Source organism: Pseudoalteromonas 'SMAR' (assembly GCF_048515945.1).
Lineage (GTDB): Bacteria > Pseudomonadota > Gammaproteobacteria > Enterobacterales > Alteromonadaceae > Pseudoalteromonas.
Window position 1 is genome coordinate 75,601 of sequence record NZ_JBLWMW010000002.1, and the last position, 20,277, is coordinate 95,877.

General features: G+C 45.4%; 18 protein-coding genes. 13 read left to right on the plus strand and 5 right to left on the minus strand.

Annotated elements, in window-relative coordinates:
- The first annotated feature begins 8 nt into the window (after nucleotides 1-8).
- The 5 genes from ACNKW2_RS01630 (at nucleotide 9) to ACNKW2_RS01650 (ending at nucleotide 4,581) form a co-directional block, all read left to right on the plus strand.
- Nucleotides 9-1,277 carry an inorganic phosphate transporter gene (locus tag ACNKW2_RS01630; RefSeq protein WP_419146992.1) on the plus strand — a complete coding sequence of 423 codons (1,269 nt, stop codon included), beginning with the start codon at nucleotides 9-11 and terminating at the stop codon, nucleotides 1,275-1,277.
- Between the two features lie 268 nt (nucleotides 1,278-1,545).
- On the plus strand, nucleotides 1,546-2,454 hold the full coding sequence (locus ACNKW2_RS01635) for a hydrogen peroxide-inducible genes activator (RefSeq protein ID WP_419146993.1): 909 nt from the start codon (nucleotides 1,546-1,548) through the stop codon (nucleotides 2,452-2,454).
- 132 nt (nucleotides 2,455-2,586) lie between these two features.
- On the plus strand, nucleotides 2,587-3,126 hold the full coding sequence (locus ACNKW2_RS01640; RefSeq protein WP_419146994.1) for an RNA polymerase sigma factor: 540 nt from the start codon (nucleotides 2,587-2,589) through the stop codon (nucleotides 3,124-3,126).
- The gene (locus ACNKW2_RS01645; protein ID WP_419146995.1) at nucleotides 3,119-3,694 is read left to right on the plus strand and encodes a hypothetical protein; all 576 of its coding nucleotides are present in this window, start codon (nucleotides 3,119-3,121) and stop codon (nucleotides 3,692-3,694) included. Before ACNKW2_RS01640 ends, ACNKW2_RS01645 begins: the two co-directional genes overlap by 8 nt.
- Nucleotides 3,691-4,581: a hypothetical protein gene (locus ACNKW2_RS01650; protein WP_419146996.1), complete on the plus strand. Its 891-nt coding sequence runs from the start codon at nucleotides 3,691-3,693 to the stop codon at nucleotides 4,579-4,581. The genes ACNKW2_RS01645 and ACNKW2_RS01650 overlap by 4 nt, the downstream gene beginning before the upstream one ends.
- A gap of 53 nt (nucleotides 4,582-4,634) precedes the next feature.
- Here ACNKW2_RS01650 and ACNKW2_RS01655 read toward each other — a convergent pair whose 3' ends face one another.
- Both ACNKW2_RS01655 and ACNKW2_RS01660 read right to left on the minus strand, forming a co-directional pair.
- Nucleotides 4,635-4,832, minus strand: a complete 198-nt coding sequence (locus tag ACNKW2_RS01655; protein ID WP_419146997.1) for a hypothetical protein — start codon at nucleotides 4,830-4,832, stop codon at nucleotides 4,635-4,637.
- Nucleotides 4,833-5,007: 175 nt separating this feature from the next.
- Nucleotides 5,008-7,497, minus strand: a complete 2,490-nt coding sequence (locus tag ACNKW2_RS01660; RefSeq protein ID WP_419146998.1) for a GGDEF/EAL domain-containing response regulator — start codon at nucleotides 7,495-7,497, stop codon at nucleotides 5,008-5,010.
- Between the two features lie 304 nt (nucleotides 7,498-7,801).
- On the opposite strand from ACNKW2_RS01660, the gene queA reads away from it, so the two are divergent.
- The 8 genes from queA (at nucleotide 7,802) to ACNKW2_RS01700 (ending at nucleotide 16,787) form a co-directional block, all read left to right on the plus strand.
- A complete protein-coding gene (gene queA, locus ACNKW2_RS01665; RefSeq protein WP_419146999.1) occupies nucleotides 7,802-8,839 on the plus strand; it encodes a tRNA preQ1(34) S-adenosylmethionine ribosyltransferase-isomerase QueA in 1,038 nt (345 codons plus the stop codon).
- A gap of 199 nt (nucleotides 8,840-9,038) precedes the next feature.
- Complete coding sequence (gene tgt / locus ACNKW2_RS01670) at nucleotides 9,039-10,178, plus strand: tRNA guanosine(34) transglycosylase Tgt (RefSeq protein WP_419147000.1); 1,140 nt, start codon at nucleotides 9,039-9,041, stop codon at nucleotides 10,176-10,178.
- 20 nt (nucleotides 10,179-10,198) lie between these two features.
- A complete protein-coding gene (gene yajC / locus ACNKW2_RS01675) occupies nucleotides 10,199-10,537 on the plus strand; it encodes a preprotein translocase subunit YajC (RefSeq protein WP_336568676.1) in 339 nt (112 codons plus the stop codon).
- A 24-nt stretch (nucleotides 10,538-10,561) separates the two neighbouring features.
- Nucleotides 10,562-12,421, plus strand: a complete 1,860-nt coding sequence (secD, locus tag ACNKW2_RS01680; protein ID WP_419147001.1) for a protein translocase subunit SecD — start codon at nucleotides 10,562-10,564, stop codon at nucleotides 12,419-12,421.
- A gap of 9 nt (nucleotides 12,422-12,430) precedes the next feature.
- Nucleotides 12,431-13,375: a protein translocase subunit SecF gene (secF, locus tag ACNKW2_RS01685; RefSeq protein WP_336568679.1), complete on the plus strand. Its 945-nt coding sequence runs from the start codon at nucleotides 12,431-12,433 to the stop codon at nucleotides 13,373-13,375.
- A gap of 108 nt (nucleotides 13,376-13,483) precedes the next feature.
- Nucleotides 13,484-14,011: a hypothetical protein gene (locus ACNKW2_RS01690; RefSeq protein ID WP_336568680.1), complete on the plus strand. Its 528-nt coding sequence runs from the start codon at nucleotides 13,484-13,486 to the stop codon at nucleotides 14,009-14,011.
- 120 nt (nucleotides 14,012-14,131) lie between these two features.
- Complete coding sequence (locus ACNKW2_RS01695; protein WP_419147002.1) at nucleotides 14,132-15,913, plus strand: bifunctional diguanylate cyclase/phosphodiesterase; 1,782 nt, start codon at nucleotides 14,132-14,134, stop codon at nucleotides 15,911-15,913.
- A 79-nt stretch (nucleotides 15,914-15,992) separates the two neighbouring features.
- Nucleotides 15,993-16,787 carry a substrate-binding periplasmic protein gene (locus tag ACNKW2_RS01700; RefSeq protein ID WP_419147068.1) on the plus strand — a complete coding sequence of 265 codons (795 nt, stop codon included), beginning with the start codon at nucleotides 15,993-15,995 and terminating at the stop codon, nucleotides 16,785-16,787.
- Here the strand turns inward: ACNKW2_RS01700 and ACNKW2_RS01705 are convergent.
- The 3 genes from ACNKW2_RS01705 to ACNKW2_RS01715 form a co-directional block, all read right to left on the minus strand.
- Entirely contained in the window at nucleotides 16,784-17,404 is a 621-nt protein-coding gene (locus tag ACNKW2_RS01705) for a hypothetical protein (protein WP_419147003.1), read from the minus strand. The genes ACNKW2_RS01700 and ACNKW2_RS01705 overlap by 4 nt on opposite strands.
- Nucleotides 17,405-17,786: 382 nt before the next feature.
- Nucleotides 17,787-19,418 carry a methyl-accepting chemotaxis protein gene (locus ACNKW2_RS01710; protein ID WP_419147004.1) on the minus strand — a complete coding sequence of 544 codons (1,632 nt, stop codon included), beginning with the start codon at nucleotides 19,416-19,418 and terminating at the stop codon, nucleotides 17,787-17,789.
- Nucleotides 19,419-19,556: 138 nt separating this feature from the next.
- The gene (locus tag ACNKW2_RS01715; RefSeq protein WP_419147005.1) at nucleotides 19,557-20,267 is read right to left on the minus strand and encodes a pseudouridine synthase; all 711 of its coding nucleotides are present in this window, start codon (nucleotides 20,265-20,267) and stop codon (nucleotides 19,557-19,559) included.
- Between the last annotated feature and the right edge of the window lie 10 nt (nucleotides 20,268-20,277).

Consider the following 20,277-nt stretch of genomic DNA (forward strand, 5'->3'; position numbering starts at 1 on the left):
GGTTTCCTATGGATATCATTGCATCCTACGGCACAGTCTTGGTTCTAGTTGCCGCGGCAGTTGGTTTCTTTATGGCTTATGGTATTGGCGCGAATGACGTGGCTAATGCTATGGGTACCTCGGTAGGCTCAAAAGCGCTTACCATTAAACAAGCAATTATTATTGCTATGATCTTTGAGTTCGCTGGTGCATACCTTGCCGGCGGTGAAGTAACATCAACAATCCGTAAAGGGATTATTGATTCTACTCCGTTTATTACTATACCGGAGCTGATGATACTGGGGATGATCTCAGCGTTGTTTGCTGCTGGTACTTGGTTATTGTTGGCGTCAATGCTAGGTTGGCCGGTTTCTACCACGCACTCTATTATTGGTGCCATCATTGGTTTTGCTCTGGTTGCCGTTGGCAGCGAAGCCATTCAGTGGGGCAAGGTTGCTGGGATTGTCGGCAGCTGGGTAGTCACTCCTGCCATTTCGGGCTTTATCGCTTACCTTATTTTTATGAGCGCGCAAAAGCTGATATTTGACACCAAAAACCCGCTTGAAAACGCCAAACGCTTTGTGCCTATTTATATGGGTCTAGCGGGCTTTGTGATGGCATTGGTTACCATCAAGAAAGGCCTTAAGCACATCGGTATTCAGATGGGCACCGCAGAAGGCTTTGCTCTTGCCATTGGTATTGCAGTGGTGATTGCGATTATTGGTAAAATTGCCATTGCTCGTCTTAAGATTGATCCAAATGCTGACAAGCAAATGCACTTCAACAACGTTGAGAAAGTATTCGCCATCTTGATGGTGCTTACAGCGTGTTGTATGGCATTCGCTCACGGCTCTAACGACGTGGCTAACGCCATTGGTCCATTAGCCGCTGTAGTGAGTATTGTTGAGAATGACGGTGAAATCGTTAAGAAGGCAGCATTGGCATGGTGGATCTTACCGCTAGGTGGTATTGGTATCGTTGCCGGTCTTGCCATTCTAGGAAAGAAGGTCATCAAAACTATTGGTGAAGGCATCACACACTTGACGCCAAGTCGTGGCTTTGCCGCTGAACTTGCCGCTGCTTCTACAGTGGTTATCGCTTCCGGCACAGGCTTGCCGATTTCAACTACGCAAACGCTAGTTGGTGCGGTATTAGGTGTTGGTATGGCCCGTGGTATTGCAGCGCTTAACCTGGGCGTTATCCGAAACATTGTAGTTTCTTGGGTAATTACATTGCCAGTTGGTGCAGCCCTTGCTATTGTTATATTCTACATTTTGAGATTGGTGTTCGGGGTTTAATCGAGCGCTAGCTTAGAAAGACAGACTTTTAGCTTGAAAAGATCTCAACACCTGTGGTGTTGGGGTCTTTTTATTTGTGCTGTTGAATAGCATACCGATCCGAATAAATACCAGCTCATCTGCGAGTTGTGTGAGCGCATTTGGCGCTAACAGCGCAATAGTGATTTGATTAGCTGGAGAGTGAGAGACACTTCCTATACCTAAAATAGCTCACGTAATAAAACGAATTGGTCTTGCTGTTGTTGCTATCAACTGAAGAGTAAAGCTTGTGACAAATTTACCCAGTATTAAACAATTACAATATCTGTTAGCGGTGCACCAGCATCAACACTTTGGTCGCGCTGCCGAAGCCTGTTTTATTGGTCAATCGACACTCAGTAGTGCCATTCAGAACCTCGAAGAAACCTTAGGGTGTCAGCTAATTGAGCGAGAAAATCGCAGTTTAATGTTTACTGATATTGGGGAAGAAGTGGTGGAGCGAGCGCGCAAGATTATTGACGCCACCATGAGTGTGAAGGAGTTGACGAAAAGTTATAAAAACCCACTGTCAGGAAACTTAACCTTGGGCGTGATCCCAACCATTGCCAGCTTTATTGCGGCGCCGTTGTATCAAGCATGCAAGCAAGAGTTTGCTGAGCTTAATTTGGTATTAGTGGAAGACACCAGCGACAACTTATTAGACAAGCTAGAACATGGCCACATTGATATGGCGATGCTGGCATTGCCGTATCAGACAGAGAAGTTTCATACTCAAGTGTTAGCGAAAGATCATTTCAGCTTAGTGCGCCATCAAGATTACCCTGTTCCAGAGCCACTGGAAGACTTCAACTTATTGCCCGAGCAAAGCGTGTTCTTGTTGGAAAAGGAGCACTGCATGACAGGTCATGCGCTCAGCGCTTGTCACCTTAACCGCAGCGCCTGCATCAATCCATTTGAAGCGGCTAACTTACATACTTTGCTGAGCATGGTTGAGTACAAAAATGGCGTGACGTTCTTACCGCAAATGGCCATTAATGCCGGAATATTACAGGGCAAACCGCTGGTGGCAATGCCACCTCAGCCCCATGCTTATCGCGAAATCGGCTTAATATGGCGACGCACTACTGGGCGAATAAGGGATTTTCGTTTGTTTAGCGAGTTTGTCGGCAACTATATTGCCGAACAATGTCGTGAATAAAGAACCACGACAGAACAAGAAAAGCACCACATTTTGTGGTGCTTTTTTGTTTTCGCAAAAAAACTCTCTGCTGCACACAACTTTTTCATCATTGACTACGATTAACTAAGAAAAGCCAGCAAGAGTGGAGCCGTGTTTTTTACCAGTGAAAAACAATTAATTAAACGTGCGCAGCAAGGCAGCGAAAAAGCATGGTTGTCGCTCTGTCAGCAACATCAGTCAAGGGTATTTAACCAGTGTTTACGGCTGGTGGGTAATAGCCAAGATGCGGCCGATATTTGTCAGGAGGTTTTTGTCAGTGTGTTTCGCAACCTCCACAGCTTTAATGGCAGTGCCAAGTTTTCTACTTGGGTGTTTACCATTACTCATGCGCGGATCGTGGATCATATGCGCAAACATCAGTTGCAGAGCGTCACAACGGATGAGCCACAAGCTTTCAGTGACGGCCCAGGCAGTGGTTTGCAGCAACAGCAAAGTAATGCTGAGATCCACAATGCACTCAGGGAGCTGCCGTTTGAACAGCGACTCATTGTGGAGTTAAAGTTTTTTCAGCAATACACCTTTGCTGAAATAGCAGACCAATTAGACTTATCCATTAATACCGTAAAAGCGAGGCTATACAGTGCACTTGGAAAACTTAAAGGACAACTTGAGGTAGACCATCATGGCTAATTTAGACGCACTTTTTGAAAAGTGGCTCGATGATCAAGCGTTAAGCGAAACTGAAATGGCAGCGCTACAGGGCAGCAGTGATTACCGTGAAATGATGGCAGCAGCTGAGCAATGGCGAGCACGAGCGCGACAATATCAGGAGCAAACTGTGCCGCGTCACGTCGCTGTGAACTTACCTGCTGCGGCTAAAACCTCGTATACCATGGTTGCGGGCTGGTTGGTGGTGGCATTAGGAGTGGCAGGGCTGTGGTTGCAAAATCAAGGCTTACAGCAGCAAATACAGCAACAACAGCTTCAGGCGAGCAAGCAGCAACGCAGCATTCAGCTGATGTTGGAGCAATTGCAGCAGTCGCGTAGTTTAGAGCGTGATGCCTTGGCACAGTTGGCAACTAAGGTGGTGGAACAAAATCGCAAAGAGCGCAACTTAGCGATTGCTAATGTCGTCGACCTTATTCAAGCACAACGAGCGCAAGATCAGGCTTTATTACGGCTACAGTTAGATGAAATTACACAACAAGTTGAGCAAACTCCGAGTCCGAGGCTCGCTCAATATCGAGGAAAACCATGAAACTATTACCTTATTTATGTACCGCACTAGCCGCTTTTAGTGCCAGCCTGGCCGCCACAGAAGTGCCAGAGCCGGCAATGAAGCGTGAGGTTGCCATTTTTGAGCGGGTTCTGAGCAGCGCGCTGAAACACGATACTCAGGATCAGTTGGTTGCCGTATCAGGGTATTATTTACGGCAACAAGGCGTCATTTTTAATTTATCCCTCAAGCAACGCCATTCACTCCCTTGGTTAGGAGAAATTGACAGTATTCATACCATGGCTGCAATCGGTGAGTTTGATTTGCCTGAATTTGATATCAATATAGCCGAAGCTGAGATTGCTGAACCCATCGCTGAGGCCTTCTCAGAAGCTTACTCGGCAGCGGCAGAGCAAGTGCAACACAGTGCCGAAAAAGTTCGAGAAGCAATCGCGCAAGAACGGGAAAATCGCATTAAATTGCGCGAGCTAGAACGTGAAAAAGCGGAGCTAGAGTTTGCTCAGCGCCATAACACCGAGCAGCAAGCGGATGCCTTAGACCAGGCACTGGAGAAAATCGAACAGCAAATTGCTCAGTTAGCACAGCGCGGTGACAAGCTGGAAGCGGTAAAAGAGCAACTGAAAAGCCATTTAGAAGCGTCTCGTGCTCAGCGAGAAGAGCAGCAAAAGCGCAAGCAGCAGGCATTTCAAGAGCAATTACAGCAAAGCATTGCCCGCAGTTTGTGCGACTATGGTGGTGGGCTGAGAAGCCTACCTAATGATGAACATATTAGTTTTGTTTATGCCAGTATTAGTGAGCCGCAGCAAAAACAAATACTGATATACCGCAAGCAGCAAGTAGAGCAATGTGTACAAGGCAAAATCACGGCCTCTGACATCATTGATGCGGCCGAGCAGTATCAGTTTTAGGTTTAGGTGATGCGGTCTGTTCTGCGAAAGCGTCTAGGGACGCTATCGCAGTATTAGGCTTGCTCGATGTTTTTAGCGGTTATGAGATTAGGTAAAAACAGCAGGTAAACCCACACCACAAGGTTGAAATATGGAAGCAACCCCAGCGCTGTGAACAGTTTTACCGGATAGCCTTTAGTGCTGGCGTAGCGATAGCACTGGTAAGCAATAGCCAAATTTGCAAAGAGTAAAAACAGCGATAGTGACAACATAGTGCCTCCTTTGAAGTCCATAGCAAGATGTAACTCAATCCTTTGAATGTCAGCAAAAATAAGGTGTTACCTTATTATCTGGCGACATTTTAAACCGATAACACTAATTATAGTGGACTTTGCAAGAAGTAAAAGTGGTCTTTAGTATAAAAATGTTACTGTGCTGTTTTCTCAACTAAAATAATTTTAAATCTAAATCCAGCTGCTCAACGGGTTTGGGACGGGAAATAAAGTAGCCCTGACCATAGTCCACACCTATCTCCTTAAGTGCATGAAAAATATCGGAGTTTTCTACATATTCAGCCACCGAACGCTTGTCTAAAGAGTGGCTAATGTCATTGACGGCTTTAACCAGTGCCAAGTCAATTGGGTCATTCACCATGTCGCGAACAAACGAGCCATCAATCTTTACATGTTGAGCTGGCAACTGTTTTAAGTAGCTAAAGGTACTAAATCCTGTACCAAAATCATCAATAGAAAAATGACAGCCCAGATCGTTAAGGCGCTTAATCATCGATTGAGTGGCACTGAGGTTATTAATGCTGGCCGATTCGGTGATTTCGAAAATTACACAATGGGCAGCAACGCCGTATTCACTCAGGCAATCCTGAATATGGGGAAGTAACCTGTCGTCCAAAAACGAATGAGCCGATAAGTTAATGGCAATTTGCTGGAGCACATTATGCTCAGCCAATGCTTTGATAGCCTTACGAATAACGCATTGATCCATTAAAAAAGTATCATTCAGTAACTCTAAAGCAGGAATAAACTGATTGGGATAAATGAGCTCATCGTTAATTTTTAAGCGTAATAACGCCTCAAAGTAGGCGACTTGCTTTTGCTTGAAGTCCCAGATGGGCTGATAGTGGAGCTCAACATCACCATTTTGTAGGGCTTGTCTTACGCTGTGTCCCCACTCTAAACCAATTTGTAACGTTTGATTCTGTTGGTCTTCTTTACTGTAGCAGTGTACTAAATTGCGGCCGAGATCTTTGGCGATGTAAAGCGCTATATCGGCTTGCTTTAAGCACTCATTGGGATCTTTATTTTCTGAGGTGATTTGCGTCAGACCAATGGAGCAACTGATGGAGTAGGCATTATCTTCAAAATGAAACTTATGGCCTTCAATGGCAACACAGATGCTTTCGGCGTACATATGAGCATCAAGCAAGGTGGTGTGTCTTAGCAGTACGGCAAATTCATCTCCACCAATACGGAAAAACAAATGCTGCTTACCAATAATACCAACAAACAGCTCAGAAATCTCTTTCAACACGATATCACCTTGCTGGTGACCCTTACTGTCATTGATGATTTTGAAGTGATCTAAATCGATGTACAGCAGCGCGTGCTCTTCAGCTGGGTTGGTTGCCGCTTGCGAGCAAAGTTGATTAAGTTGCTGATCGAAATAGTAGCGGTTATGTAACCCGGTTAAGTTGTCATGCAGTGCCAAGTGACGAAGTTTAAACTCTGCCTGTTTGCGTTCGTGAATATTATCTAGTGTGGCTGTTATAGCCACTGAACTGGCGGTATTTTTAATCAGTTGTAGGCGACACTCAACCCAGACTAAATGCCCAGCTTTATGGCTTAGCTGTATTTCAATTTGAGCGTAATGGCGTTCACCTGATTGAATCTCTTCAATGACATCGTTGATGGTGCAGAGGTCATCTTTAGCGATATATTCTTGCAGCTGGGTATTTAGACTTGTTTTGATACCGTAACCAGACAAGTATTCCCACGCTGGATTGATAAAGCGTATTGTGCCCTTTAGATCAAGTTCGACCACTACGGTACGCAGATGCAGTAATATTCTTTGGTGAGCTGAAAAAAGATCTTTGTAGCGGTTCTCACTGCGGCTGAGTTGTTCTACTTTATTAGCGAACTCCGCATAGCTCACCATAAAGTCTTCGCGCCTGGCGGCATGGTCGCAGACCTTACTTAAAAATGGCAGATCATATGGGGCACGAACGAAGTCAGTAACGCCGAGCAGCAGTAATTGTTCAGCGTGATCGGCATCGCGTTTATCAATGATAGTCACGATGGCTTGACTGGGTTTATGCTTTAATATTGTGGCCACTAAGCTTTCAGCTGAGCCACTGAGATCGGCCGTGGTATCCATTAACACTATGGCAAAGTTGCCCTGTAAAAAGGTCGCCAAGGCCTTGTCGGCTGAGGTGACATGGGTGCAAACAAAGTTTAATGATAAATGCTCACATATTTCGTTGGCACGATGCTGATCAGGCTCTAGCAGTAATAAATTTAAGCGGCTACTTTTTTCTAAGTGAGTAGAAAGCACATTGGCCAGAATTTGCGGCAGCATATCTTGGCGTTCAAACGGCAATACGGCATCTATACTGTAGCTGCGCGCCGTGGTTTCTGCTATGCGCTCACAATAGGTTAGTGGAATAAGCACAATGGGAGTGTGTTTGGGCGTGGCAAGCAAGCCGGAGCGGATCATTCGAGAAAAACGCCAGCCATCAATTTTGCCCACATCGAGGCCGGTGATCACCAGATCAACTGGCTCGCACTTTAACAGGCTTAAGGCATCTTGTGAGTCTGCCTTTGCAACAATAGTAAATACATCCAATGCAGTTAACGTTTTAACTAAAGTGTGTCGCTCTGAGTCGCTGGCATTAACGATGAGTAGCTTTAGTTGTCTTGACACTGTTGAAAAACCTCATGCAGTTACTGCAGCAATTAAAATCATAGATGGCACAGACTGCTATTTACAAGTACTTACCTGATACTTAAAACAATCTTTGCAGCATCGCGAATTTAATCCCTAAGTGATTGTTTAATCTTATAGAATACTCAGGCTGGCGCGGCTGCTATTATCAAGGGCATTCAGCGCTGATATGACCACTGTGTATGACACGCTAGATTAAAGGTATTTAGGTAAGGTTACAAGCACTTGATTTCACCGAAACAGCGCACTAGACTTGGCAAACTTTTTTTATTGAGGCCCTTATATGCGCGTAGCTGACTTTAGTTTTGAGCTCCCTGATGAGTTGATTGCTAGACACCCCATGAAGGAGCGTTCCAGTAGTCGACTTCTGACTTTAAATGGCAATAGTGGCGAGATTGAGCATAAGGTATTTAGAGATATCCTGGACCTGATCACCCCCAATGATTTGATTATTTTTAATAATACCAAAGTCATACCCGCACGTATGTTTGGCCAAAAGGCCAGCGGCGGTAAGCTTGAAGTATTAGTTGAGCGGGTGGTGGATGAGCACACCGTGCTGGCCCATATCCGTGCCAGTAAATCACCAAAGCCAGGTACGCAAATTGAGCTTGAAGGCCAAGCAACCGCTGAAATGGTACAACGCCATGGTGAACTGTTTGAGCTAAAGTTTGCCGGTGACGACAATGTTTTAGCTATTTTAGACAAAATTGGTCATATGCCCTTACCGCCATACATTGACCGCCCTGACGACGAGGAAGACAAAGAGCGCTATCAAACCGTCTATGGTGAGAAGCCAGGCGCTGTTGCTGCTCCTACTGCCGGACTGCACTTCGATGACGAGCTAATGACGAAGCTTAAAGATAAAGGTGTAGAGATGGCCTTTGTTACGCTTCATGTGGGAGCTGGTACATTCCAACCGGTGCGAGTCGATTCGGTAGAAGAGCATGTCATGCATTCGGAGTACATTGAGGTATCTGAGTCGGTTGTGGCTGCCATCAAAGCGACTAAAGCCAGAGGCGGGCGAGTAATAGCGGTTGGTACCACGTCTGTGCGCTCATTGGAGTCGGCAGCTAAGGCCAACGGCGGTGAAATTGCGCCTTTGTACGGCGACACCGATATCTTCATCTACCCAGGCTATCAATTTAACGTGGTCGACGCCATGGTGACCAACTTTCACTTACCAGAGTCTACGCTAATCATGTTGGTAAGTGCTTTTGCTGGGCAAGAAAACATCATGAAGGCTTACCACAGCGCGATTGCGCAAAAGTATCGCTTCTTCAGTTATGGCGATGCGATGTTTTTGCAAAAGCAGGATAACTAATCGCTTTATTGAGTCATTTTATTGTATTAATGCCCAGCTCTGCTGGGCATTTTGCGTTAGAACCTTTTGATTTAGATTTTTGGCCCAATATTAGAATTGCGCAGGTATTCTTGGTAGAATCGAAAGATCGCTGCTCTGGATGCTGGAGTAGCCCGTTTTTTAGTCAAAGTTGGACTGTTTTTCCGACAACGAGGTAATGATGAAATTTGAACTGGATCGCAAACAAGGCAAGGCTCGCCGAGGCCGCTTGATTTTTGATCGCGGAGTTGTAGAGACACCTGCATTTATGCCAGTGGGCACATATGGCACGATTAAGGGCATGACGCCAGACGAAGTCAAAGACACTGGCGCGCACATTTGTTTAGGTAATACTTTTCATTTGATGCTTAGACCTGGCACTGAGATCATCAAGCAACACGGCGATCTACATGACTTTATGAATTGGGATAAGCCAATTTTAACCGATTCAGGTGGCTTTCAAGTATTCAGTTTAGGCGCGATGCGAAAAATTTCTGAAGAAGGTGTGCTGTTCAAATCACCGGTAAACGGTGAAAAAATCATGCTATCGCCAGAAAAAGCGATGCAGGTGCAACGTGATTTGGGCTCAGATATTGTCATGATATTTGACGAGTGTACGCCTTACCCTGCGACGGAAAAAGAAGCGAAAGACTCAATGGAACTGAGCTTAAGATGGGCCAAGCGCTCTAAAGAAGCGCATGGTGATAATCCTGCAGCCCTGTTTGGTATTATTCAAGGCGGCATGTACCCAGAGCTCCGTGCCGAGTCACAACAAGGGTTGGAAGAAATTGGTTTTGATGGCTATGCCTTAGGCGGTCTTTCTGTGGGTGAGCCCAAAGAAGACATGGTGAACATCTTAGATCATTGCGCCTATAAAATGCCGGAAAATAAGCCGCGCTACTTAATGGGGGTGGGCAAACCGGAAGACTTAGTGGAAGCGGTGCGCAGGGGTATCGACATGTTTGACTGCGTAATGCCAACCCGTAATGCTCGCAATGGTCACTTATTTGTAACCGGTGGCATTGTTAAGATCCGTAATGCCGTGCACAAAACCGATACCAGCCCACTAGATGCAGAGTGCGATTGCCACACCTGTAAGAATTATTCACGAGCGTACCTACATCATTTAGACAAATGTAATGAAATTTTAGGCGCTCGACTCAACACCATCCATAACTTGCGTTACTATCAGCGGTTAATGGAAGGCATGAGAAACGCCTTATCAGAAGGCACATTTGACGAGTTTGTCGCCGACTTCTACGCGCGCCGCGGTATTCCGGTGCCGGAATTAGCCGACGTTGGTTTAACAGAAAATAATTAATTTATAAACGAGGAAGTGAAATGAGCTTTTTTATCTCAAACGCGCACGCTAGCAATGCTGCTGCCGCACCAGCGGGTGGCGGCATGGAAATGCTTATCATGTTGGGTATTTTTGGTCTGGTATTTTATTTTTTAATCTACCGTCCACAAGCCAAGCGTGTAAAAGAGCACAAAGACCTAATGTCGGCATTAGGTAAGGGCGATGAAGTGCTTACTCAAGGTGGCTTGGTTGGCAAAATCACCAAAGTTGCTGATGACAAAGACTTTGTAGTGATCGCTCTGAATGATCAAACCGAAGTAACTGTGCAAAAGTCAGCGGTTTCAGCAGTACTTCCTAAAGGTACTATGAAGTCTCTATAAGAACAAAAATAAAGGGATAGTCCTGTGTTAAACAAGTTTCCAATGTGGAAGTACTTACTTGTTCTAACGGTGCTTGCTATCGGTATCCTTTATGCCACACCGAACTTGTATGGCCGCGATCCGGCCATTCAAGTTTCTGGCACCAAAGGCGCAGATGCAACACTGAGTGTGTTAGACCAAGTCAATGAAACCCTACAAAAAAACAACCTAACAGTAAAATCATCAGCACTGGAAGATGGCCAAGTGTTGGTGCGTTTCAAAAACGTTGAAGATCAATTAAAAGCACAAGATTTGCTGCGTAACACCCTCAGCGATGATTATATTTCCGCTATCAATATGTCTCCGGCACAACCTGAGTGGCTGAAGAATATTGGTGCTAGTCCAATGAAGCTGGGCTTAGACTTAAGTGGTGGTGTGCATTTTACCATGGAAGTCGACATGGCAACGGCGATGGACAATGCGCTGGAGCAAATGGAACAAGATTTCAAGAGCGATTTGCGTGAAGAAAAGCTGCGCTACCGCAGTGTACGCCGAGTCTCCAATAGCGATCGTGTGCAAGTAAAAATGCGCTCTGAAGATGACAAAGACGCGGCCATGGACTTTTTGCAAAAGCGCTACCCAGGTAATAACTTTTTAAATGACAGCAGTGACAGCTTAGCTTTCTTCTCAAGTTTGAGCGACCTGAAATACAAAGAGTTGCGCGAATACGCCATCAAGCAAAACGAAACCATTATTCGTAACCGTATTAACCAGCTCGGCGTTGCTGAGCCTAATGTTCAACGCCAAGGCGGTGAGCGCATTATCGTGCAGTTACCAGGCGTTCAAGACACGGCACGAGCGAAAGAAATCCTAGGTGCTACGGCGACCTTAGAGTTCCGTGAGGTGGATGAAAACGCCGATGTTCGTGCGGCAGCCCAAGGGCGTATTCCGCCGGGCACCGAAGTGATCCCACATAAAGATGGCTTCCCAGTGGTACTGAAAAAGCGGGTGATCCTTGAAGGCACACACATCACTGGTGCGCAATCTGGTATGGATGAATATCAACGTCCTCAGGTGAACATTAAGCTCGACAGCAAAGGCGGAGCGAAAATGAATGCCTTTACCAAACGTGCCATTGGTAAACGCATGGCCACAGTGTTCATTGAATATAAGCCGTCAGGTGAAAAAGATGAAAATGGTAAAGCATTGCCACCAATTAAAGTGGAAGAAGTGATTAACGTCGCGACCATTCAGGCACGCTTAAATAGTTCATTCCGTATTACCGGCATCGATAGCCCAGCTGAAGCCCATAATCTGAGCTTACTATTGCGCGCAGGTGCATTGGTAGCGCCTATCCAGATCGTAGAAGAGCGCACCGTAGGGCCAAGCCTAGGTCAAGAAAACATTGAGGCTGGTATGACCGCAGTGGTACTTGGCTTTGCTTTTGTACTGGCGTTTATGTTGCTGTATTACAAAGGCTTTGGCTTAGTGGCGAACCTTGCCCTAGCAGCAAACTTAGTCATGATAGTCGGGGTGATGTCGATGATCCCAGGGGCAACGTTAACGCTACCTGGTATTGCCGGTATCGTATTGACGGTAGGTATGGCAGTTGATGCTAACGTACTTATCTTTGAGCGTATTCGTGAAGAGTTATTGGAAGGCAGAAGTCCACAACAAGCCGTACACCACGGTTATGACAGTGCCTTTAGTACGATTTTTGATGCCAACATCACTACCTTGATTGCCGCGGTGATCTTGTTCTCAGTGGGAACCGGCCCAATTGCTGGCTTTGCCGTTACCTTGGCTATCGGTATTCTTACCTCGATGTTTACCGCAATTATCGGTACGCGTGCCGTCATCAATGCAGTTATTGGTGGCAAACGTATTACTAAGCTATCAATCTAGGAGACGGACATGCAATTATTAAACTTGAAAAGCACTATCCGTTTTATGTCAGGTCGCAAGTTGGCGATGGCCTTCTCGGCGTTGCTCATTCTTGCCTCGATTGGCTCGTTTATGGTGAAAGGCTTGAACTTTGGCCTCGATTTTACCGGCGGTACTGCGGTAGAAGTGGGCTTTTCGCAACCTGCGGATTTAGCCAAAGTTCGTAAAGTACTAATTGAGAATGGCTTTGCCGATGCATCCGTACAGCTGTTTGGCTCGAGCCAAGATGTATTGGTGCGTTTGGCACCTCGTGGTGATGACGTTAAAGCAGAGGTATTGGGTAACCAGTTGGTTACCGCGCTGAAAAAAGCCGATGACAGCGTGGTGATGCGCCGCATTGAATTTGTCGGCCCAAGCGTTGGTGAAGATCTTAAAGAGCAGGGTGGCTTGGCCATGCTGACAGCTCTTATCTGCATCTTGATTTATGTTGCTTTCCGCTTTGAGTGGCGTTTTGCCGTGGGGGCTGTGGCAGCGTTATTTCACGATGTTATTCTGACCATGGGGTTATTCTCTATCTTAGGTCTTGAGTTCGACTTAACCATCTTAGCGGCGATACTCGCGGTGATAGGTTATTCACTCAACGATACCATAGTGGTATCTGACCGTATTCGAGAAAACTTCCGTAAAGTGCGTATTGATGACACTCTAGAGATTATCAATATTTCACTTACTCAGACCTTAAACCGTACCTTGGTGACGTCAATCACAACCATCTTAGTACTGATAGCCCTGTTTGTTTGGGGTGGCCAAACTATTCATGGCTTTGCTACGGCTTTGCTGTTTGGTGTATTTATTGGTACTTACTCATCGGTTTATGTTGCCAGCTCAGTAGCGGTTGCTATGGGTGTGAGTAAAGAAGATTTGATCCCGGTAGAAGTGGAAAAGGAAGGGGCCGATTTAGACCCAATGCCTTAAATTTGTTCCGGTTTGATACGAAAAAAGCGGCTATATTAGCCGTTTTTTTTATTTCTAAAATATGACAGGGGTGTATAATGATAATCGTTATCAGTAAAGGAGAGCGTTATGCGTAAACTCATTATCACTTTAGGGGCGCTGTCGGTGCTCACCGCTTGCTCAAAACAGCCTGAGTTAGAGCAACAAAATCAAGCTGAGAAAAAAACAGCAAACACGGCGCTTGCGCAATACAAAACACAAGCAGAATCATTGCTGGCGGACATTCGAATTGAACAACAGGCACCACAATTAGCACAACAATCGGCAGAGCTTGTGACCTTATCTCGCAGTTTATTGAAAGACTTTGTTGCTAAGTATCCACAATGTCAAACCTATCTTGATGCCTTAGATAAAGCGGCCGACATTATTCCAACTTTGCCACTGGAAGAGATCGAAACTGGTTATCATGCCGATGGCAAGTTGCCAAAGTTTGATGACCCAGTGTGCTATCACGCCAAGGATTTGTTGGTGCACCCAGCAACTGTCCAAGCGATCGCCATAAAGGGCTTTAACAGCAGTGAAGATTATCAAAGTGCAGAAATGGAAATGGTTGAAGTGATCGCGCATTTTGATCAAGTAGAACGAGCGCTAAAATAAACACACCATGAGGATGAATAATCCTCAATCACTGACCGGTTAGATTTCACCCGGTTGACATATATATGTCATACACAGTTGTTAACGTTCGCGAATATCTTCATAGAGTGATACACCATTGTGGGATTTTCGCGAACCGAACTACTTAACAACATAATAAAAGAAAAAGCGATTTTCACGCTATTTCAACCTATTTATGCTTTGAATCGCCGGCAAATTTTAGGCTTTGAAGCCTTGAGTCGAGGTAAAGCGGGCTCAGAGCTGGAAATGCCTGATGCGCTGTTTGCTACGGCGGCACAATGTGAACGCTTATCCGAGTTAGAGATTGTTTGCCGGGAATCGGCGATAAAAAACTTTGTGGCATTACAGCTGCCGGGCAAGTTATTTCTTAACGTTAGCCCAAAAGCCTTATTGGATCCTGCCCATCCCAAGGGCGAAACTCGTCACCTTACTCAGTTGTATGGCTTAGACCCCAGTCGCATCGTCATTGAGGTTACCGAGCAAGATAAAGTAGATGATGCCGACCTGTTATTAACCACCATTATTCACTACCGTGATCTAGGCTTTCATATCGCCATTGACGATCTAGGGGCCGGCTATTCTGGTTTAAGAAAGTGGTCAGAGTTAGCGCCGGACTACGTCAAAGTGGATCGCTACTTTATTGATCATTGCGACCAAAGCGTGGTTAAGCGCGAGTTTTTGAAGTCCATAATAGAATTAGCTAAAGCCACCCATACTCAAGTCATAGCTGAAGGGATTGAGCGCATAGAAGAGCTGCAGCTGCTGGAGCAATTAGGCATTGTTAACGCCCAAGGCTATCTCCTTGCAAAGCCACAGCAACACCCAGATACCGAGCTCAAGTTGTTGCAGTCGCAACAACATCCACAGCCTGAGTCAAAGAGCGAGCTCGAGCAGTCGATGGCGATTGGCTGGCTTGCTAAAGCCGCGAGCGCTATTCATACTTGTACCCAGTGTATTGATGCCCATCGGTTATTTGAGCAAGACCGCGAGTTAACCAGTTTGGCGGTGGTGAACGATCAACGTCAGCCAGTAGGCCTGTTGCACCGCGATCAGCTCACTGAAGTATTTGCAGCCCCCTACGGACACGCATTATTTGATAAAAAGTCAGTGCTCAAATTGATGGATAAGCAGCCATTAATCGTTGATGAGCAGCAACCTCTAGACAGCGTCAGCAAGCAAATCACCGACTATGAATTTGACATTCGTCGCCACATCATTATTACTCGTGAGGGACAGTATTTAGGCTTGGCGCCGTTGCGAGACATTTTAAAGCACATTACCGAGGAAAAGATCCGTCATGCGCAACACGCCAACCCGCTGACGATGTTGCCAGGCAATGTGGCCATCAATGAAGCCATTGAACAGCGTCTTCGAGGCGGTCATGCCTTTTCACTTGCCTATATCGATTTAAACCACTTTAAGCAATTTAATGATTTATACGGTTATGCCAGCGGCGATAGTGTCATTAAGCTGTTGGCTGAGGTTACTGTTGAGGTCTGCTCAGCATCGCCAAGTTTTGTCGGTCACATTGGTGGTGATGATTTTATGGTGGTGTTTGATACCGATGCCGCTGAGCCGTTGTGTCATACCATTATTCGCGAGTTTGAACGCCAATCTAAAGCCTTTTTTACCCCAGAGCATGTAGATGCTGGTGGCTATTGGGCAACCAACCGAGAAGGGCAAAAGCAGTTTGTACCACTGCTGACTTTGTCTATTGGCTTAGTAACGCCGGATCTAAAGCATTGTGTAAACTCTCACCAAGTGGCGGCATTAGCCACTGATGCCAAGAAAGAGGCGAAGCGCTATCGCAATAGCTATTTGTTTGTCTGTAACCGCCGCAAGCCAACTGTTGCCACGGTGCGACTGCAACAAACAGGTTGACTTCAAGGGAGGTCGCACGGTATTGATAAACTCAAATAGACCTGAAATTTATCAGTTTATCTAGGTGATTATAATGGTCATGAGGTTGCTGGCGATATTTCTGCCAGCATTAGCGGCGAGCTCGGTCGCCACACAGGCAAAAGCCGCACAACTGATCTATGTGGCAAAAGAGTCGCGAACACTTTACGATCGTGATTTGTACCTTTATGAATTACTGCAGGCTGCGCTTGACGCTGCCAAGTTTGCGGCCAAAATCGAGCATGTAAAAGTGCATCCTCATCAGCAACGCACTTTGATGGCACTGAGTCGCGGTAAAGTGGATTTGCATTGGTCAATGACCAGTCCTGTACGAGAGCAAATAGCCATTGCAATCAAGGTTCCTTTGTATGGCGGTCGAATTGGTAAGCGGGTGTTGATGGTCCATAAAGATATTTATCCGGCGATAAAAAATGTGCGCTCTGTAGAGGATTTAAAGCGCTTTACAGCGGTTCAGGGTCATGATTGGCCGGATACCAAAATACTCAGTTATAATGGCTTAAAAGTGCGTCCTATCGCCGATTATCAGGTCATGTTTAACCTCATCGCGAATAAAAAAGCTGATTACTTTCCCCGCTCTGTGATAGAGGCACACTCTGAATTGATTGCGCAAGCGCAAAGCCAGCTGATGATAGTGCCTGATTTCCATTTATCCTACCCCAGTGCCTTCTATTTTTTCGTCAATAAAGAGAAAAAAGAACTAGCACAGGCGTTACGTGACGGGCTCACAAAGATGATGGTAACGGGTGAGTTACAGGCATTGCAACAAAAGTATGGCGTGTTAAAGCCACTGAACAGTGTGGCTATTGAGCTGACTAATCCATACTTTAGCGATTAACGCTTCTTTCTCAGACTCGGCAAAGCGTAGTCGTATGCTTCTTTGTATTTGATTGCAGTTAGCACCATCAGCACTCCGATATTGGAGGCGTAGATAATATAGCCAGCGACATCAAAGCTGTAGAAGAAAATGGTGCTGTTAACGCCTTTAGCATGGCGTAAATAGTTTTCCATTAAGGCTGCAAAACTAATAAACACCCCAAAAATGGCTAACCATGGCAGAACTTGATCGGCAAAGGTAAACTTTACTTGTGATTTCGGAAACAGCTTTTTGGTTATCTCAACTCGATAGGTGAGGGGGATAACAACCGTGAGGTTAATTAAGAAATGGATGCCAAAAATAATACTATTTTGCACTAAGCGACTGTTTTCACTTGAAGATAAACTGACAAGACCGGATGAGAATATCACCACCTCTAAAGTGAAAGGGATCACCACTAAAACAGCGAGGGTGCAAATGTTTATGTCTTTTAATCGCGTACCAACTACTAACAGCGCTGACACAGACATAAGGTAAATTAAAAAGAAGTGATAGCGGATATCATACAACACAAAAAGACCTACCCCTATCACTGCATACGGTAACAGTAGGTCTTTAATAGAAAAGTTTTTTTTCATAATGTACTACTGGAGAGGTTAGCCTTTGTCTTCAGATTTTGGCTCATCAGGTTCAAAGATACCGCCGCCAGATACTTTTTTACATTCTTTTAGATTAAGTTTTTGCATTTTCATATTCCTTATTGAGTAGGCTTGATTAACTCAAGCAATCGAACATGGTTTGTTGGTATTTTATATTAACCACAATGTAGTAAGCACATAACGATACAACCGTAGAGCGCGAACTAACGCAAGCACCACCATCATTTATACTTTCTACAGGTACAAACTTAACACTAAATAAACACAAGGTGAATAATAAATTAAAGAATTTAATGTGTCATTAGTTTTATAAAGTTTACACTAGAATAAGACGCTGAATTATATAATAAATTTAAAGATTTTATATTTTGAATTTGGCCATCTCAGCTTCTAGGTTACTTGAAAGCGACTTAATGGTGTCCGTTGCTTGGTGCGCTTTCGCTGAAACGCTTGCGGTTTTTTCTGCCGTGTCAGAGATGATAACTACGCGTTGTGCGGTGTCTTCTCCGGCATCCAGTTGCTCTTTTGCGGCATGGGCAATTTGATGACTCATCTGCGAAATCGACTTTAACGAGCCTGCCACTTGCGCTAATGCCTCAGAAGCTTTGGCAGACATGGCTACAGTCTTCTCACTGGTGTTGATGCTGAGGGTTACTGAAGCTTTGGCATCTTGGGTTGCCCCTTGCAGCTTGGTTATCATGGTGTGTATTTCCTCGGTACTGGTTTGCGTGCGCTGTGCAAGCTGTCTGACTTCATCGGCCACCACGGCAAAGCCACGACCTTGCTCACCAGCACGAGCCGCTTCTATGGCGGCATTCAGTGCCAATAAATTGGTTTGCTCGGCAATGGATTGGATTACGGTCAGAACGTTAGCAATATTTGCCACCTCTTCATCGAGCACCTGAATGTTATTACCAGCGCTGTCAATTTGCTGCTCAAGCAGGGCAATTTCATTGGCAGCCTGCGCCGTTAATTTATCTGCGGCATCACCTTGTTGTTCGGCATCGTTGACAAAATCGGCTGCTTGCTCAGCGTGCTCAACAACGGCTTGCGCTGAGGCGGTAAGCTCAGTAATGGCCGAGGCAACCATTTGGGTTTCTGAACTTAAGCTTTTGGTGAGTTGCTCTAGTTCCTCGGAGCGAATTTCGCTGTCATGGGATTGGCTTTGCAGTGCTTGGCTTGCTTGCTTTAAGCCTTCAACGACACCTTTTAAACCGTCTTGCATATACGCCATAGCAGCCAGAATACTGTAGTCTTTGCAGTGATTGGTGGCTATGGAGCTGGTCAGGTTACCGCGTGAGACTTGCTTCACAATCGCTAACACGTCATTGATTTCGGCGCCAAGCTTATTGTTAAGGGACAAGCCAAATCTGGCCAGTGCAAAGGTCAGTGCTACGGCCACCACGAGGGATAAAGCGACTAACCAAATCGCAGTATCCCAATAGCGTTCATTGACCTCTTTGTAGCTTATTCCAGTGCCGACGTACCAGCCAAATCCTGGCGTTTTTTGCACCACAGAAGTGAGATCAACGACCTCTCCTTCACGCTCAGAGTTCCAGTTATAGGTAATTATCTGTCCTACTTTATTACCCACCAGGCGCTCTACCATGGCACCTATGCTATTACCGTTGGCATCTTTAAAATCGTTAAAGCTGGTGCCATGAAGTTCTGGCTCATGCGGTGTAGCGATAAAGTCTAGTTTGGCATTGACGACATAAACATACTCAGAGTCATGATACTTATTCTCGCGAAGGACTTGTGTGGCCAAGGACTTAGCTTGGCTTTCAGTGAGCTTACCTTGGCTGGCAAATTGCTCAAATTGCTCAACAATATTGACGGTGCTTTTCATTAATTGATTGATACGCGCAATATTGTCGCTTTCACTGGCGTAGCGCAGTGATTGCAACCCAACAAAAGCAACGGCCAATAACGAGAGAAAAATGGCGCTAGCAAAAATGATTATTTTTGTTTTTAAGGTAAATCGAGAAAACACAAGTATGCCCCCTGAAAATGCTACTGTTTTATGATTTAGCATGTTTAGGGGCAAGTTGTAAGTAGCGCGGGGCTTCTAAGCCCCAGTTTTGTGATGATATTTACTCATGAAGGCCCTATATTAGAGCCGCAGAGTGGCTTAGTTGCCGTTGATGGCCGCAACTTCGGCATCGGTTAATGGCCGATATTCGCCCGCCACAAGGTCTGGATCTAGCTCAATGTCGGCTATGCTTTCTCTATGAAGTTCAACAACTTGATTGCCAACTGCAGCCAACATTCGCTTCACTTGGTGATACTTTCCTTCGCAGATAGACAAGCGCAATGCATACTTATCAAGTTGCTCAACCTTTGCCGGCAAAGTGGGGTGCTTTTCGCCGTGAAGCTCAACTCCTTGTTGTAAATCAAGCAGTGCCTCAGGCGTCAGCTCATCACGGCTTTCTAACACATAGGTTTTAAATTTTTGTTTTTTAGGGGCGGTGATTTGATGCGACCACTCGCCATCGTTAGTAATAAGTACTAATCCTGTGGTGTCTATATCTAAGCGACCTGCGACATGAAAATCTTTTAAGTTCGGCTCGTCCAACAAATCAAACACGGTTGGGTGTAAATCGTCCTTATTGGCGCACACATAACCGGCTGGCTTATTGAGCATGAAATAGCGTAAACCAAGGTACTCTAGCCGTTCGCCGTCCAGTGTTATACGGTCTTCAGCACGCACTTGAATGTCGCCTTTTTTGACGGTTTCGTCGTTGACGGTAACCCGCCCTTTTTTAATAATTGCTTTTACTTTGCTGCGCGGTAACTCAGCAACATGGCTCAAAAATTTCTCCAATCTACATGGAAACTTCATAATCAATTAA

Excerpts from the sequence above, each read along its gene's own strand:
- ACNKW2_RS01630 (WP_419146992.1), top strand. The coding sequence starts at position 9 with ATGGATATCATTGCATCCTACGGCACAGTCTTGGTTCTAGTTGCCGCG.
- ACNKW2_RS01645 (WP_419146995.1), top strand. The coding sequence starts at position 3,119 with ATGGCTAATTTAGACGCACTTTTTGAAAAGTGGCTCGATGATCAAGCG.
- ACNKW2_RS01650 (WP_419146996.1), top strand. The coding sequence starts at position 3,691 with ATGAAACTATTACCTTATTTATGTACCGCACTAGCCGCTTTTAGTGCC.
- ACNKW2_RS01655 (WP_419146997.1), bottom strand. The coding sequence starts at position 4,832 with ATGTTGTCACTATCGCTGTTTTTACTCTTTGCAAATTTGGCTATTGCT.
- queA (WP_419146999.1), top strand. The coding sequence starts at position 7,802 with ATGCGCGTAGCTGACTTTAGTTTTGAGCTCCCTGATGAGTTGATTGCT.
- tgt (WP_419147000.1), top strand. The coding sequence starts at position 9,039 with ATGAAATTTGAACTGGATCGCAAACAAGGCAAGGCTCGCCGAGGCCGC.
- yajC (WP_336568676.1), top strand. The coding sequence starts at position 10,199 with ATGAGCTTTTTTATCTCAAACGCGCACGCTAGCAATGCTGCTGCCGCA.
- secF (WP_336568679.1), top strand. The coding sequence starts at position 12,431 with ATGCAATTATTAAACTTGAAAAGCACTATCCGTTTTATGTCAGGTCGC.
- ACNKW2_RS01690 (WP_336568680.1), top strand. The coding sequence starts at position 13,484 with ATGCGTAAACTCATTATCACTTTAGGGGCGCTGTCGGTGCTCACCGCT.
- ACNKW2_RS01700 (WP_419147068.1), top strand. The coding sequence starts at position 15,993 with ATGAGGTTGCTGGCGATATTTCTGCCAGCATTAGCGGCGAGCTCGGTC.
- ACNKW2_RS01705 (WP_419147003.1), bottom strand. The coding sequence starts at position 17,404 with ATGAAAAAAAACTTTTCTATTAAAGACCTACTGTTACCGTATGCAGTG.
- ACNKW2_RS01715 (WP_419147005.1), bottom strand. The coding sequence starts at position 20,267 with ATGAAGTTTCCATGTAGATTGGAGAAATTTTTGAGCCATGTTGCTGAG.